This window comes from Chitinophaga barathri, assembly GCF_003807585.1.
GTDB classification, from domain to species: Bacteria; Bacteroidota; Bacteroidia; order Chitinophagales; family Chitinophagaceae; genus Chitinophaga; species Chitinophaga barathri.
This window is the reverse complement of the sequence record NZ_RMBX01000010.1, coordinates 61,776-77,862: the sequence shown is the minus strand read 5'-3', so window position 1 is coordinate 77,862 and position 16,087 is coordinate 61,776. Positions and strand designations below refer to the sequence as shown.

The window sequence follows — 16,087 nt, the reverse complement described above, 5'->3', positions numbered from 1 at the left end:
GATCAGTAGTGGAATATTTCTCTTGATAGCCGCATTAATACGCGGCTGGTTTGTCAGACAATTCGTACTCCAGCTTCCCTCCTTTCGTCAGTTGTTCGAACGATATAGAGTTCTGCGGAAGTTTTTTACCGTTGAATGTTGGCTGATGGAGATAGACATTTTCCGCGCTGTTGTTACGCGCAACGATCTCGATGGTATTACCCCTGTAATACTTTTTATTCAGTTTGATCTCCACCTTATCGAACAGGGAAGAAGCGATCTGCATCACCGGTTTGGCTGCTGCCCCACCCTGCACATCAAACAGCCCCATGGCGCTCATCACGAACCAGGCGCCGAGCTGCCCCTGATCCTCATCCTGCCCGTAACCGTATCCGTGCACGCCCTCTGTACCGTAAAACTCATTGCAGATAGCCCTCACCCATTTCTGGGTAAGCTGCGGTTTGCCGGAGTAGTTGAACATCCAGGGCATTTGCAGGCAGGGCTGGTTGCCATGGTTGTAAGGCGCGGAAAGACCGGAGAAAGCATCAATGGTATTGCCGCCGCCGAACGTTGTTTTTTGTGCGGCGGTGAAAATGCTGTCCAGCCTTTTGTTAAACTCGGCCTTGCCTATTTTGGACACCAGGCCTTCAGGGTCGTGCGGTACATAAAAAGTGTACTGTCCCGCGTTCCCTTCCTGGAAGCCGCGCCAGGGCTCGGCAGGTTTGAAGTTGTCCACAAAGCGGCCGTCGGCATAACGGGGCCGCATATACCTGGTAGCTGGGTCAAAGATCTTTTCCCAGCCTTTGGACAGTTTCAAAAGGGTGTTGTAATCGCCGGTTTTACCAAGCGCTTTTGCCCACTGGGCCACCGCGTAGGCGCTGAAAGAATATTCCAGCGTGTGCGAACCGGAAAACGCCCACTCGCCCGGCTTCGGGTCTATATGATCCACGTAACCATATTTGCGGAACCGGGCCACGTCATCTTTACCGGCGCCTTCAGGCCTGTTCTCGTAACCTATTTCGTTTTTAAGTGACGCTGCGTATGCTTTCGCCACATCAAAATCGCGGATGCCGTAGTTGTATGCGCCGGCCATCACAAGACTGACGAAGTTGGTACCCACGCCGGATACATATTTGCTGGAGGCGATTCCGTCGCCCAGCCAGCCTGCATCGTTGTATACCAGCAGCTGGCTGCTCACGAAGTCCGAATAATATTCGGGGTAAGCCAGTGCCCAGAGCGGCGTAAGATTCCAGAATGCGCCCCATACGGCATCCGTATTGTAATGATTATGCACGGGCACACCTGCTTTGTTCAAAGGAATTTGCCCGTTGCCGCCGGTGTTTTTGGGATAAGCTCCGTTCACATCACTGGCAAGGCCGCGCCCCAGCACTGCATGGTACAGGCCGGTATAAAATTTTGTACGGTCTGCCCGGGTGCCGCCGCTCACGGTAATGCGGCCGAGATATTCGTTCCACTGCCGGTGCGACTGCTGCCTTGCCTGGTCGAAGTTCATCACTGCGGCCTCGCGCTGCATATTGAGGCGGGCGTTCTCTACAGAAGTGTAAGAAAGACCGATGCGCACGGTTACGGCTTCCTGGTCTTTTGTAGCAAACGTGAGATAAAGCCCCGCTCCTTTTCCACGGATGTCCGCGGCGCCAGCCGTTTGCGTTTCGCCGCGGAAAGTGCCGAAGGAGCTTGGTTTTTTGTCCACCACAGCGGAGAAATACATGGCTACCTCAGCGCCCTGCTGGTATTTTTGTACGTATGCGGGCAGGGTGATCACGTAGCCTTCGATGCGGCCGTCGGCCGACATATACACATGCGCGTCCTTCACTTCACCGCTTTCACCCTGTTTATTACCGATGTCGAAAAGAATATGGGAATCGCTGCCGGCGGGAAAAGTAAAGCGCTGAAAAGCCACCCGTTTGGTAGAGGTCAGTTCGGCTTTGATGCCGTAGCGTTTCAGTAGTACGGAATAATATCCCGCCGTTGCTGTTTCCTGCGCGCGGTCAAAGGCGGAACGGTAGCCGGAGAGACTGTCTTCCAGGTTTCCCGGCACGGTCACCAGCCTTCCTTTGGCGGGCATTAGCACAACACCGCCCACCTGGAACTCATGAAAATTGGGGAACCCTTCAATGGAAGTATGCCTGTAATCGTAGCCCACAGCCTCCCAGCCGCTGGGATTGCCGTAATGCCCGTTTGTGGACGGACCCGGTTTGGCCATACCGAATGGCGAAGCACCGGGTGCAAAATGGAACCAGCGGCAATGCGCCGTTCCGATCAGGGGGTCTACATATCCAACCGGATCGTTCTTTTCCTGTGCGCTGAGATGGGATACTGAAACGATCAGCAACAACCAGAGCATCCAATTTTCCTTTCTCATACCTGACATTGTTTTGTGATGATGAAGTCCGGGGACCGTTCCCCGGACTTTCCTTTTTATTTTACAAAAGCTTTTACCACTTTAGCAGTGGCATCTCCTTCGTTGATGATCCTGTAAGACCCCGCTGCGGCGGGTATCGCGAAAGTTTCCGCGTAGTTGTACCGCTGCCGGAACCCGTTGGCAGTTTCCACCAATACAGACTTCCCTTCCACCAGCATCAGCACATGGCACTTTCCGTCGGTTTCCACGGCTACAGAACCGGTAAACTCGATCCTGTGCACGTCATAGAAATGTTCCGCATGGGTGGGCGCATGTACCAGCTGCCAGTTTTCGCCGCTGGCGATCACCTCCTGTTTGGAAATCAGCTCTTCCTTTACCCGCGCGCCCTTGCGGCTGAAATCGAGGTTGTTGAAGGCATGATCGATATTGATGGGCCTTGGTTTCCCGTTGAGGTCCAGCCGCACCCAGTCGTACATCTTGAACGTAAAGATGTAAGGAGTAGCGCTGATCTCCAGCACCAGGTTGTTTTTCCCGGAGCTGTGTACCGTACCGTTCGGGATGAGGAAAAAGTCGTGTTTGCCGGCATCATGTACCTGCACGTATTTTTCTATATCGATGGCTTTGTTTTCCGCGGCGCTTTCTTCCAACACACGGCGGAAACCGGCGGGATCAATATCATCCTGGAAGCCGAGGTATACCTTCGCTCCTTCGCCGCAATCGAGTATGTAATAGGTTTCGTCCTGCGTGATGGTTTCCCCGAATTGCTCCTGGATGTATTGCACGCGCGGATGGCACTGGATGGAGAGATTGCCGCCGTCGAAAGTATCCAGGAAATCGAACCGGATCGGGAATTCAATACCGAAACGCTGCTCATCCTGCCCGAGCACTTCTTTGGAATGTTTCATCATCAGCCAGTCGAACGCTATCTCCAGCAGCTTGCCGTCGCTTTCGAATACGATCCCGTTTTCCGGAACGATCATTTCAAAAGACCAGGCATAGTTCACCTCCTCCTTGTTGAGCCCCGGTATCTTTTCCTTCATCCAGTCTCCTCCCCAGGCGCCTGCCTCAAACCATGGCCTGACGCGGAAAGCGTTTTGGGAAAGGTATTGCAGCCCTTTATTGATGGCGGCGTGGCTGGCCCAGGTGAATTGTTCTTTCCACTGGCCGTCCGCGATCACTTCAATGGAAGGCAGTATCTGTTGTTTGTATTCGTTGAGCAAAACCCAGTCTACGAAGTAGAAACGTTTGTAGGTTTCCTGGTTATCTTCCCACTGTTCCTTCCCAAGGTTATTGGCCGTACGGGCGCGCATGCGGTATTGCAACTCGTTTTTGGGAAGATCTATATATACCACCGGTGCATTCAGCCCGGTAAGCGCCGCGCCCACACCGATGACGAGCGTGATGCCTTCCGCCGCCGGCTGCACCTGCTGCAATTTTTCGTTATCAAAAAGATCTTTTAATATAATAGAAGCTCTTCTGCCCCATACCGTTCCTTTTTCGCCGAGAAACGGCGCCACCAGTGCTTCCAGCTCTTCGGCAGGTTTCAGCAGCGAGGAAGTATATACCAGGTTCACTGCTACTCCGGTAGCACTCAGCTCCCGCTCCAGGGAGCCGGCGATATACTCCCAGTCGTTACCAATATATCCGTCTATCAAAATAACATTACGGCCGGTCATCCATTTAGCAAGACTGGCATATCCGCTCTGGATACTGCCTGCTTCCAGCCTGGCGAAAGGATACATGTCGTAATCACCCGCCGGGGGAAGTTCTCTCTCTTCCGTTGTAACCGGCATCAGGGGTTGGGTTGTTTTTCTCCAATTCATCATGGTGTTCATTTTCTATCGCGCATTGTTGTTATTGATTGGTAACGAGCATGGATTTGCATATCCATGCAGCCCCTGAAAGGGCCGAGTTTTCACCACGGCCGGAAATATGTACGCTGGTTTTTATATTGTTATGCTGTAAACTGGCCTGCAGCGCCGGCAGGAAGTACGGATGCGCCTTGCGGATGTTGCCGCCGATCACCATTCGTTCCGCATCAAAATCCCGGAGCCAGGGAACCATTACTTCGCCTAAAGCCTCACCCATTTCCGCGAACAGCGCCAATGCAACGGCATCCTGTTTTTCCGCCAGTTCCCCGATATTCTTCACTTCGCCCGGGCGCTGGCCGGTGCGTTGGTGATATTCGTTGATCAGCCAGCGGGAAGAGATGTAATCTTCAGCGATACCTGTTTTATAGGGCAGATGATAGATATACCCTTCCGGCGGAATGCCTTTGCCTTCGTGTTGTATCTTGTTATTGAGCAGGAACGTGCCGCCGAGGCCGGTGCCGAGCGTAACCGCCACCATGCGGCTGCAGCCCGCGCCTTCGCCTGACCAAGCTTCGCCGAGGGCAAAACAGGAAGCGTCGTTCTCGAAATAAATACCTTTTGAAAACTCCAGGGACGCCTCCAGCGCCTCACGGATGTTCATGCCGTAAAGCGATTCATATTTGGACACGCCTTTGATCAGCGAAATACCTCCGGGGTAATCGAAAGGCCCCGGCATGGCGATACCAATGGCGGCGGGTTCTGTGCCGGCGGCAGCCAATACCCGGCTGATGCAAGCCGTCCAATGCGCAAGGATATCTTCAGCGCCGGCTGCGGCATTCACCGGTTCTTTGAACTTACAATCGTCCACCACCGCACCACTGGCCAGGTCTACGAGGGCCGCCGTTATATGCGAACCTCCTATATCCGCACCGATCACATAGCTATTGTTCATATGTTTGAACATATTAAAAATTAAGAAAAAAATATCCTTTTCCTGCGTGGAGCAAAAAAAGGAGAGATTACAAATAGATCAGCGTTCTGATCTTATTTCAATGGAATACGTGAATTTGTCGGACCTGTAATAACCTACGTTGTATTCCACCGGCCTGTCGCCTGGATCATAAACGAAACGTTCCCTGAAGAGCACGGGGCACTTAGGGTCCACCTGCAGCTTTTTCGCCACATGGCCGGCCATCAGGGCATTGATATGCTCACTGGATCGCACGACAATGATATCGAACTTTTCGGACAGAAGCTGATACAACGGACGGTTCAGGTCGTCACTTTCTGTAAGGGTGATACGAGGATGGAAGTAACTTTCGAAGTAAACGATGGGTTCACCGTTTACGCCTTTGAGTTTACTGAGTTTACAGATGGAGGTGTTGAGCGGGATGTTAAAGAAACCAGCCATTTTTTCGTCGGCCTTCACTTTTTCAAGCGTGAGCAACAGGTTGGACGTGATGATGCCGCGTTTGGACATCTCTTTGGTAAAGCTCTGCCAGTCCTGCAGACTGGTAGAGAGCTGGCGCTGCGCCACCTTAGTGCCTACCCCCTTTTTCCTGGCGAGCAAACCTTCATACTCCAGTTTATTGGTGGCCTGCCGGATCGTGTTCCTGGAAACGCCCAGCCGGTTGGCCAGTTCCACTTCCTTTGGCAGGAAAGTGCCGTTCTGGTATTCTGGCTGGCTGATCAGGTTCCGCAGCAGTTCTTCCACCTGTATGTGGAGCGGCATTTTGCTCTTATGGTCTATCTTTAAACTCATGTATGAATGTTCAAACATACTGAAGTTTGAAACATAAAACAAGTCCCCAGGGAAATTTTTTTTATCCCACATGATAAGATAGATTCTCATATGTTCCCATGCGCAATTTTCGGCATAGATGCCCAAAAGCTAGAATGACACCGCGATGCCGCCGTTGAAACCGAACTGCAATATGGAAGAATAAGTGGTAAGCCCGGTACTGACACCACCAGTGCCGAAATACAAGCCCCCGCCCGCTCCCTGTACGGCGGAAAGCAACTGCGCCTGCAATTTAAAGGCGAACCGCGGCGAGACATTGATGTTCGTCCCTCCCCTTACGCCCCAGGCAAATTTGGTGGCATTGGAATTCCTGCCGTTGTCCGGGTTTTTAATATCAAATATGGCGGCGCCCAGCATAATACCCCCAAAGGGTACAACCACCGGAGAGCTGAGCCTGAAATACCGGTTGCCGGCCGCCAGGATGTAATTGACAGCAACGTCGAAATCGGTGTTTTTGACACCGTTCTGGAAATAGGTGACCGGCGCTTTGGTGTCCTGGCGAAGGTAAAGGACTTCCAGGCCGTACTGCTCCCGGAGCAGGTATTCCAGCCCCACGCCCCATTGAAATCCGCCGTTGAGGGTGCCGTCATAATAACTGTTGGCGTCATAGTAGGAGTCGAAGCTGTCATCAAATACATAACCCGCCAGCGCGTTGATCCTGAATTTGGGAGAAGGTTGCTGCGCGGTAACGATTTGCATGCTGATAGTGAGCATGGTCACCAGGAATAATAATTTCATGTCTTATGTTTTTATATTATAGTTCCCACCCGAAAGTGAAGGCAAGTACATAATCCGTATCCTTGCCGGCCACCGCGGGCTGGTTATCGTAGTTGAGGGTCCCGCCGAACTTCAGGTAAAAATTCAGGGGCAGGTCATATTTTGCATCAAGGGAAAAATCCGCGCGCCACCGGCCGGACTCAGTGAGGCTTGGGTATGCATATCCGTTGGTTAAGAGGCTGAAATCTTTTACGTCGAACAGGTTTACCTCATAACCAAAATACGCCTCAACGCTGCTCCTGGAAGCCGTTTCGTTCGTGAATACTTCCCTGTTGTACGCAATACCGGCGGCTGCCCCGATATATGTTTTATTGGTGTGAATGAAATATTTTCCTACCCCCAATTTCCCGGTGGTGCGAAGGTCCAGCGCCTGTTCTGTATTCGACAGGAAATTGAGGGATGCGGCGCCAAACCAGTCATTTTGCATAAAGTATTTGAATGAAGGCCCCCATTCCGTACGCCTGGTTTCGTTCACACTGTCCTGCTTGGACCGGAGGTCGTTGTAAAACAAGGCCGCCTCCCACTTATCCGCCATATACCCCAGGTTGCTCCTCACGGTAAATTGCCGCAGGTTATTCGCTTTTGTTACGCTGATCCCCATATCTATGCTGGCGTTTGCCCTGCTCCAGAAGTCAGATTTCAGGCCTTTGAGATAAACGATGTCGCTGACTTTGGTGACCACCACCTGGCTGTCCAGCTTTGTGATAATGACGGTATGGTTCGCAGTATCTGTTTTCACACTTCCGTTCACACGAAGCCCGTCTTTTAAGGTGATTAAAAAATGGCTGCCTGAATAGATCGCAGTGATCTCGTTCCATTCAATCGTAAAATCATTTTTGGAGTAGTCTGTTTCGATGGTTACAACACCCTTGTCCAGCAATTTGAGCTCGCCGACAATTACGTTCCCGTTTTTCGTGACCAGGGAGTCTTTTTTCTGTGCCGATACAACTTTGGGGAATGACAGCAATGTAAGCACAAGTAATGTGCAAAAAACCACCGGAAAGCTGTAAAATTTTTCACTAATTAAACGACATTGCATGATCAACTTTTTAGCGTCCGTAAATACCGGTCGGCAGGCCTCAGCAAGAGGGCTGTGCCTGAAGAAACGGCTTCACTTTTTGTTGAATGCAATGTAAATGCCAGGAGAATTATACCGCCAGCCACGGTTTGATGGGCAATGTAACTCTATAACATCTGTTACCTTGCGCTTGTTCAGACAAAAAATATCCAAATCGGACATTTTTCCCGCACTTTCATACGGCTTAAAAAACACATTCCGGGAAATCCTTTGCTGATCAAGGGATTAAAATGAAAAGAGGTACGGATACTCGTACCTCTTTGATCCTGCTGTGACTATATTAAAGCCATTATTACCTTGTGTTTAAAGACGAACGGCTTTACCCGCATTGACCTGTCCGAGGCCGAAGTATTTATCCTTACCGGGAGCACCGTAATCATCCACTGAACGCCTGAATATAAGATCCACCAGCACCGGTGACATAATGCGCGGAGATTTGCCATACAGCAAAGCAGCCACCGCGCTTACATGGGGCGCAGCCTGGCTCGTCCCGGTAGACCATATATAAAAGAAACTGCCGCTAAACTCGTCATAGCCACCAATACTAAAAACGAAGTCAAACACATATTCCGGCCGGACGATACCACCTACGTTTACGATCTGCGTATTCAGGGGTATCGAATAATTGCCGCCCGGAGCGCCGTAGGATACGAAGTTCTTGCCATTATTGGTGAAAATGGAAGGTACGTATAAAGTGGTGTCCTGGTTTATTCCCCAGCCCAGCGGGCCGTTCGAGGCAACACAAATTACACCCAGCGCGGCGGCGGGGTAAGTGATAAAACGTTTCTCCACATCGTAGTCATAGGCTTCATTACCTGCGGCTGCTACGCAAGTGGTGCCCAGCAGGGTGGCGAACAAAGTAGCCCGGTTGATGGCAATCACTAAGTCCTTGATATCGCGGTCATATTCGACTATATAGTCATCGGATGGATCGTCCGGCGTACCATTGTCATCTTTGTATGTCTTACGCGGAAGCTCCACACCAAGGCTCATGTTAACAACATCGGCGCCATTGTTCACGGCATAAAATATGCCGTTTATCAGGGCGCTCGTGGGGCCGGTTCCATTGTCGCCAAGTACTTTCACCAATATCAGTTTGGCCTCCGGCGCTACGCCGACGATGCCCTGCTCATTGTCCGCACCGGCAATTATACCGGCAACATGCGAGCCATGGCTGAAACCCTCTGCCCCGTGATACTGCACTTCCTCCCCGTCAATGAAACTATGGGAAAGAATGATGTTGGGTGCTATGTCGGGGTCATTCAGGAGGAAACCGCCGTCCAGCACCGCTACTTTGGCGCCCTGGCCACGGAAGCCTGCCGCCCAGGCCTCATCGGCTTTGACGGATTTGAGGTTCCATTGCAGGAAACTTAACGGATCAAATGCCGGCGCTGCCGCTCTGGCGTTACCGCCCGCGACCGGCAGTTCCTGTTTGTTGATCCTGACGTGTTTCTCAGGCAAACGCCAATTCAATACCGGGTCAACTACAACAGATTGTATACCGTCTACCTTCCTGGCTTTTTCGGGGAAAGAAGGATCGGGAGTTTGCACGTTGATGAGCCCCAGCTCTTTAATAGCTTCTCTCAACACGAATTTTTTTACACCCAATGCTTTCAGGTCTTCTGAAATTCCCTCCAGGCTGGCGCCTTCTTTGGCGATCACAATAAAACCTCTGTCACGCTGAACGGCAGGACGGTCTGCTGCCGGTGCAATGATCCCCCTTGGCTCCTTGGCACAGGAAGCCGCCATAAGGAGGAACAGCAACAAATAACAATGTTGATTTCTTCTCATAACACTCAATTTTATGATTAACAAAATCGGAAAGCGTAAATGAAAGATTGATTTGCTCTATACTAGCGGGGTAGTTTTGTGCTTAGGGTCTTCTGACAATTTTGGGTTTACACAACTAATTTACCAAAATAATATTACAGTTTGTACGAATCCTTAAAATAAGCCCCATGCAGATCCGGTAATGCAGTTTACTTATTGAAAACCCCGGGGATGGCGGGTGTATGTTACTACCACAACAATAATACACTGTTAACATAAATCGAGTAATTTCGTCGCCGCATGGAACAAACCGGGGACAAAGAACTCATCAGGCTGATCTGTATGTCGGACTATGCAGCCTTTGAAGAGCTGCACCGGCGCTATTGGCAAAAACTGCATCAGCTGGCCTACCGGAAAATAGGCGACAGGCAGGAAACCTTTGATCTCCTGCAGGAAATGTTCATCGAACTGTGGGAAAAACGGGAAACGCTTCATTTCGGCGATGAATTGGGCGGCTGGCTCCAAAAACGCCTATGGTTCAAACTCTCCGGCTATTTTCGTACAAAAGGCTTCAGGGAAAAACACCAGGAGAACTTCCGGCAATATCTTGGCTCCGAAACCGGATCGCTGCGCTTTGACCCGGCGGAACTGCGGGAACTCACCGCCTCCTATGAAGATCTAATGGCGGTTATTCAAAAAACGATCGAAGACATGCCGGAACGGATGCGGGAAGTTTTCCTGCTCAACCGGAGCGGCCAGCAATCCGTTAACGACATCGCCTTACAACTCAACATTTCCCCCAAAACAGTCAGGAACCAACTGGAACGGGCTATTGCACGCCTTCGTAAATCTACCGAGAGTTATGATCCTACAGCGCTGGAAGTACTGTTCATCTTGTGGCTCCTCTCCTGACACCTCTCTTAATGTTAAGAAATTATTAACTACACCGGATTTCCCCGAAAAGCTGTGAGGCATTTCGCTGTTTACTGCTTTATATATATGCGGGCAGCAGCAATGATGGGAAGCCTGCCTGAAAAAAAATGCCGATTATGAATGATCAACAAGACGATCTTAATGAACTATACAGGAAAGTATTCCAGGGTTCGGCGTCTCCCGGCGATAAAGAGAAACTGGTACAGTGGATGGCCGGTTTGGACATCCGGCGGGAAGATATCTCCGAAGCAACGCTTGCTGATGAGCAGCGGCGTTCGAGGCTGGCGTTACACGAACGTTTCAACGGGCAGCAGGCCAGGGTAAGGCATCTCCGCCCCTGGATGGCCGCGGCTTCGGTGGCAGCCGTACTCCTGGGAGGGCTCCTGGTCTGGAAGATAAATTTCCGCCCGCCGGCAAAAGTCCCCGACATTCGGTATGCAGATATCTATACAAAAGCGGGAGAACGAAAGATGGTGACCCTGCAGGATAGTTCGCGCATTGTGCTGAACAGCAGCACCCACCTGCGGTATCCCCTCAACGCCGGCAACCAGGCCCGGAAGGTATACCTGGAGGGACAGGCTTATTTTGATGTAAGGCATGATAACGGACAGCCTTTCATCGTTTACGCCGGCAAACTGGAAGTACGGGTACTGGGCACCTCCTTCGATGTGAGTAACTATACTGAAGATAAAGACGCTTCTGTTACGGTAGCATCGGGTAAAGTGGCGGTGGCGGTTCCCGCGGCGGCGGCTCATACCCTATTGCCTGGCGAACAGCTTACCTATGATAAGAAAAACGGTGTCGCGGACGAACATACCGTCGATGCCAGTGCATACCTGAGCTGGCAAAAAGGCGCGCAGGTATTCAGGAATAAAGAACTCCGTGAAGTATGCAGGTCGCTCGAACGCAACTACGGCGTAAAGATCCACATCAAAACGCCCGCGCTTGAAAAACAAAAAATGAACCTGCGTACAAAAGGGACGGAAGATATCGCCGGTGTGCTGAAAATGCTGGCGGTTACGGGCGAATTCAGGTATAGCATAAAAGATACAACGATTGTCCTGTGGAAATAAAAATAACCAGATTATTCACCCTAAAAACGGAGTATATGAACTAAAGCTACAGCCACTATCACAAAGAAATTAAAAGGGCCTGGAAAGTAAGGAACGAAGGTATCTCACACCTTCGCTCCTGTAAGCTTTACGGGTTCCAGTAAGGGTATACATGAAATCAACATTAAAGCTATGCGCAATTTTACAAAAAAAAATGTAATTAAACTGGTATTCGTTATGTCGAGATTAACCTGCCTGTCCCTCCTCTTCATCATGACCGCCTCGGCGGTGCTGATGGCATCGGGTGTGAAGTCTCAGGACCTCAGGGACGTAAGGGTAAAGGTCACCAGCAGCGGGGCTCCGCTGAAAACCGTGCTGGACGAGCTGGAAAAGCAGTCGGGCTTCAGTTTTTACTTTACGGAGGAAATCGGTAACATTCCTGGTGTAACGATCCCGAAAAATGCCCATTCCCTGTACGAGGTGTTGCGGGAGATTTCGAACAGTAAAAAATTAAGTTATAAGCAGTCCGGGTGGATGATTGCCATCACAAAAGCGGATGTACAGCCAAAAGCCATACCAGCCAAACCCGGCAGGATATCGGGCAGGATCACCGATGAAAAAGGTGATCCGTTGCCTGGCGCCACTATCAGGGTGATTGAAACCGGCGGTGGTACACAGTCCGCGGTAGATGGCAGTTATGTGTTGAATCTTCCTCCCGGCGTGTATACCCTGGAGATCAGTTATGTTTCTTTTGTCACCCGGCAGATTACCGAAGTGGTAATCACCGAAGGTAAAACCACACCGTTGAGTATTACGATGAAGGTGAATACAAAGGGTTTGAAAGAAGTAAAGGTCACTTCCGGTTATAAAAAAGCATCGATAGCAGCCCTGTATGCACAACAGCAGAACCGCGCCGTGCTTTCCGATGGTATCTCGGCCGAACAGATTGGCGCCACACCCGATAAACACGTAGGAGAAACCCTCAAACGTATTACCGGCGTAAGCACCACGGACAATCGGAAAGTAGTGGTACGCGGAATTGCGGAACGGTATAACGTATCTACCTTAAACGGAAGCACCTTACCCAGTACGGACGTACAGGAAAGAGACTTCGAATTTAACATGATACCCACCAATATGGTGGAAGACATCGTGGTGGCCAAATCCATCACACCCGACATGCCTTATGGTTTTGCCGGCGGGCTGGTGCAGATCACTACTAAATCGGTGCCAACCAGCAACTTTCTGTCTGTCACTTTAGGTACTTCTGTCAACTCCCGCACCGTTGGTAAAGACTTTATGGGTTATCAGCGCGGTAAATATGACTATCTCGGTTTCGACGACGGCGGCAGGAACCATTTCCCCAAAGGCCTGTTCCCCGTCCCTTACGACTATTATAGCGGCTTCGATCCCAGGGAAACAGATGCCCGCAATAAGATCAAAGTGGCTGAAGTGGCGGAGCAAAACAAACGTATCGGCGGCACGGAAAGACTGGGCGCCCGCACCTACCAGGCCATGCCCTCACAAAATTACCAGCTGGCCATCGGCAGGGCGTATTCCCTGAGCAAAACCAAAAAACGCGACCTGGGTTTTGTAGGCTCTCTCAGCTACCGTAATACGCAGAATAACGATTATATAGCCAGTATGCGCAGGGGCAGCTGGGCACGCAAACCCGCCAATATCGACGATGTTACAGACCAGAATACCGGCAATAACTATGGTTTCACCACCACCCTCGGCGCCCTGCTGAACGGAGGTTTTAAAACGGAGAAACACCAGGTCAACGTATACAACCTGTACACCCATATATTCGATAATCAATTCAGCCGCATTACAGGCTGGTCGCACGAAAATCCCAAAGATGACGGCCTGTCCAAATTCCCTTCGATAAGGGAAGATGACCGGCCTAAGTTCAGCGATCTGCTGCAGAATAAAATAAGCGGCCAGCATCGCCTGGGTAAAATAAACGTGGAATGGAACGTGGCCCGCACGCAGTTAAATACAGTAGAGAAAGACGCAGTGACGGCCAGTTTAGGCGGCATTGAAATCCTTAATAAAGCTCCCCTGTACCAATATTATTCCGGTTCCGCCTATGCTCCCGAAATCGGTGGGTTTCACCGCGACCAGTATGTCTACGACGAAACCAACCGGTCGGCCGAACTGAGTGCCGCTTATGAATTCAGGCTGGGCAAAACCTCGCATACTTTTAAAGTGGGCGGTAACTACCTGGATAAACACGCCAGTTTCGACTGGACGATATTACCTATCGTAGGTACTACTCCCTTCAAAGACGCGCTTTCTGTCCAGGAATGGGGCAACCACATGAAAATGGACGACAAAACCAATTACCTATATTACAGGCCCATTGGTTATTCCCTCAATCGCTTTGAAGGTAGGAGCATCAACAAAGGCGCTTTTGTTATGATCGACAGTAAGCTGTTCGATAACCTGCGGATCGTAGGTGGCATAAGGGCTGAGTATTTCAGGACGGATACCCTTGATAGTAATGCCAGCGAAAGCGTGGTATATGCCAATATGAAAATGATGTTGCTCGATTCGGTAAGAACACGCTGGCTGCCTTCCGTAAATATCACCTACTCCCCGGTTAAAAACCTGAACCTGAGGCTTGCCTATTCAGAGAGCATGATACGCCCGGGACTGATGGAAAACTCACAGTTCGTAAGGTTCAGCCCCAATTACGGCACCGTACTGAGAAGCCGTGGCGTGGAAAGCACCAGGATACAGAACTATGACGCTAAGCTGGAATGGTTCCCCGGTGCGGGCGAGCTGTTATCGGCCACTTACTTCTATAAATATTTTGACAAACCAGCGGAGTACTACTCTTACGACCAGAGCAACACCGGCAATTACGACATACTGATCACCAATTCCGATTGGGCGAAAGTAAGCGGCTGGGAGTTTGAGATACGCAAGAACCTTGGCTTTTTATACGAAGGCGTTCCTTTCCTGAAAAACATGTTCGTCAGCGGCAACCTCACCATCCAACGGTCTGAAGTAAGGTCCAGGGACCGTAATGTAAAAACAGTGGACGGTGTGGATTCGGTGTATTATACCTATTTGAAATACCGCCGTGCACTGTACGGCCAGATTCCGCGCCAGTACAACCTTGGCCTGCAATATGCCGGCAAAAAACTCGGCATAAACGTGGTATATAACTATATGGGCTATAAAACCTTTATTACAGGCAGCGATCCCAACATGATAGAGTACGAACGCCCGAGAGGCCAGCTGGATGCACAGATCAGCTACCGTTTGCTGAATGGAAAAATGGAAGCCAAACTGAATATCAGCAACCTTACCGATGCCCCTTTCCGTTTCTTCATCAACGACCACAGTACCTACCGCATTAAGCCGGAATCGGAGGGATTGCCGGACCTCGAATGGAACGACCGTTATGAGTATCAGTATGGTTTTTCCGAGAAGTTTGAAAAAGGTTATATCGGTACCGCCAACGGTTTGAAAGAACGGATCGGCGACCGTGAGACCTTTACCCGCTACATTGGCCGCACGTTCAGTTTTTCTCTTTCGTACAATTTCTAAACCACCCCTCATCATGAAAAAAACGATCAATATAGTATGCCTCCTGATTTTATTGCTGGCCGCCGCCTGCAAAAAGGAAGGCGATTTTGTGGTAAAACCGTTGAAGGCAATTGAGCCGGTTACGTTTGCCGGAGGTTATGTATTGGGCGATACGCTCACTTTATATTTCGATGGCGTTAAAATGCGTGATTACTTTGGGCCGATAGGTTCCGACTGGGAAACCACCAGGATCGCTTTCGAAGAAGACAGGGCCAGCATGGAACTGAAAAGAAAAAAGACCGGCGAAACGGTATATCAAAAGACGTTCGACATCAAGGACGCTGACAACGCGATCCCGAAGTTGTATTTCGATGGTGCCAAAATGCAGCCTGCCTACACCTACCCTACCCCGCAGGGAGCGGAATATACAGCGAACTTCTACCTGGACTTCCCGGCAGGATCTGGCACAGCGGACATTTCGCTTGAAATGATCGAATACAGGATGGATGGCAATACCCCCGTAATATTGGGAGTTACGTCCGTTCCGATAGCCAGTAACATACAACCGGGCAAATGGACGGAGTATGTCACATTGCCAATGATGCCTACGCTGCCGAATACACACCCGGAATCGGGTTTTGCGCCCTACATATGCGTGAAGAAGGCGGGTAAGAATGAGTATTACGTGGTGAACAAGGATGAAGAGATATTCACCACCATAGAGCGAAACTCGTTGCAACTGCAATTGCCTGATGAATATACCACAAATGGGCTGGTGCAGAGTTATCACCTGTATGGAAAAACTTATAGCGGTATCAGCGCTGTCATATCGAATGATCTTGTGCGTGTTTTCCCGAAGTAACATCATTTCCCCGGGCGGGTATTGCCTGATCCGGAGGGCTTATTTTATAATCCCGGAAGTCCCGCCGCACGGCGGGACTTCTTGTTTTATGAAAATCATTT

General features: G+C 50.4%; 11 protein-coding genes. 4 read left to right on the top strand and 7 right to left on the bottom strand.

Translation table 11 applies throughout. The annotated features are described in order from the left end of the window. Positions 1-34: 34 nt before the first annotated feature. The 7 genes from EG028_RS18085 to EG028_RS18055 form a co-directional block, all read right to left on the bottom strand. Positions 35-2,371, bottom strand: coding sequence for a GH92 family glycosyl hydrolase (locus EG028_RS18085; RefSeq protein WP_262707118.1), 2,337 nt, complete (start codon positions 2,369-2,371; stop codon positions 35-37). A 47-nt stretch (positions 2,372-2,418) separates the two neighbouring features. Next, positions 2,419-4,188: a class I mannose-6-phosphate isomerase gene (locus EG028_RS18080; RefSeq protein WP_120516013.1), complete on the bottom strand. Its 1,770-nt coding sequence runs from the start codon at positions 4,186-4,188 to the stop codon at positions 2,419-2,421. A 28-nt stretch (positions 4,189-4,216) separates the two neighbouring features. Continuing rightward, on the bottom strand, positions 4,217-5,125 hold the full coding sequence (locus EG028_RS18075; RefSeq protein WP_162946340.1) for an ROK family protein: 909 nt from the start codon (positions 5,123-5,125) through the stop codon (positions 4,217-4,219). A 78-nt stretch (positions 5,126-5,203) separates the two neighbouring features. Continuing rightward, on the bottom strand, positions 5,204-5,935 hold the full coding sequence (locus EG028_RS18070) for a GntR family transcriptional regulator (protein WP_120516012.1): 732 nt from the start codon (positions 5,933-5,935) through the stop codon (positions 5,204-5,206). 129 nt (positions 5,936-6,064) lie between these two features. Continuing rightward, entirely contained in the window at positions 6,065-6,712 is a 648-nt protein-coding gene (locus tag EG028_RS18065; protein ID WP_120515739.1) for an outer membrane beta-barrel protein, read from the bottom strand. A 16-nt stretch (positions 6,713-6,728) separates the two neighbouring features. Continuing rightward, complete coding sequence (locus EG028_RS18060) at positions 6,729-7,727, bottom strand: DUF481 domain-containing protein (RefSeq protein WP_206614402.1); 999 nt, start codon at positions 7,725-7,727, stop codon at positions 6,729-6,731. 405 nt (positions 7,728-8,132) lie between these two features. Then, the gene (locus EG028_RS18055; protein ID WP_120515737.1) at positions 8,133-9,620 is read right to left on the bottom strand and encodes a S8 family peptidase; all 1,488 of its coding nucleotides are present in this window, start codon (positions 9,618-9,620) and stop codon (positions 8,133-8,135) included. A gap of 279 nt (positions 9,621-9,899) precedes the next feature. Here EG028_RS18055 and EG028_RS18050 point away from each other — a divergent pair, with 279 nt between their 5' ends. The 4 genes from EG028_RS18050 (at position 9,900) to EG028_RS18035 (ending at position 15,986) form a co-directional block, all read left to right on the top strand. Beyond that, positions 9,900-10,511: an RNA polymerase sigma factor gene (locus tag EG028_RS18050; RefSeq protein WP_120515736.1), complete on the top strand. Its 612-nt coding sequence runs from the start codon at positions 9,900-9,902 to the stop codon at positions 10,509-10,511. Positions 10,512-10,648: 137 nt separating this feature from the next. Beyond that, entirely contained in the window at positions 10,649-11,605 is a 957-nt protein-coding gene (locus EG028_RS18045) for a FecR family protein (RefSeq protein ID WP_162946338.1), read from the top strand. A 216-nt stretch (positions 11,606-11,821) separates the two neighbouring features. After that, positions 11,822-15,145: a TonB-dependent receptor gene (locus tag EG028_RS18040; RefSeq protein ID WP_162946337.1), complete on the top strand. Its 3,324-nt coding sequence runs from the start codon at positions 11,822-11,824 to the stop codon at positions 15,143-15,145. A 13-nt stretch (positions 15,146-15,158) separates the two neighbouring features. Then, entirely contained in the window at positions 15,159-15,986 is an 828-nt protein-coding gene (locus EG028_RS18035) for a hypothetical protein (protein ID WP_120515733.1), read from the top strand. Positions 15,987-16,087 lie beyond the last annotated feature (101 nt).

What these genes read in the sequence shown, in the direction of transcription:
- EG028_RS18085 (WP_262707118.1), bottom strand. Translation starts at nt 2,371, where the DNA reads ATGTCAGGTATGAGAAAGGAAAATTGGATGCTCTGGTTGTTGCTGATC.
- EG028_RS18080 (WP_120516013.1), bottom strand. Translation starts at nt 4,188, where the DNA reads ATGATGAATTGGAGAAAAACAACCCAACCCCTGATGCCGGTTACAACG.
- EG028_RS18075 (WP_162946340.1), bottom strand. Translation starts at nt 5,125, where the DNA reads ATGAACAATAGCTATGTGATCGGTGCGGATATAGGAGGTTCGCATATA.
- EG028_RS18070 (WP_120516012.1), bottom strand. Translation starts at nt 5,935, where the DNA reads ATGAGTTTAAAGATAGACCATAAGAGCAAAATGCCGCTCCACATACAG.
- EG028_RS18065 (WP_120515739.1), bottom strand. Translation starts at nt 6,712, where the DNA reads ATGAAATTATTATTCCTGGTGACCATGCTCACTATCAGCATGCAAATC.
- EG028_RS18055 (WP_120515737.1), bottom strand. Translation starts at nt 9,620, where the DNA reads ATGAGAAGAAATCAACATTGTTATTTGTTGCTGTTCCTCCTTATGGCG.
- EG028_RS18050 (WP_120515736.1), top strand. Translation starts at nt 9,900, where the DNA reads ATGGAACAAACCGGGGACAAAGAACTCATCAGGCTGATCTGTATGTCG.
- EG028_RS18045 (WP_162946338.1), top strand. Translation starts at nt 10,649, where the DNA reads ATGAATGATCAACAAGACGATCTTAATGAACTATACAGGAAAGTATTC.
- EG028_RS18040 (WP_162946337.1), top strand. Translation starts at nt 11,822, where the DNA reads ATGTCGAGATTAACCTGCCTGTCCCTCCTCTTCATCATGACCGCCTCG.
- EG028_RS18035 (WP_120515733.1), top strand. Translation starts at nt 15,159, where the DNA reads ATGAAAAAAACGATCAATATAGTATGCCTCCTGATTTTATTGCTGGCC.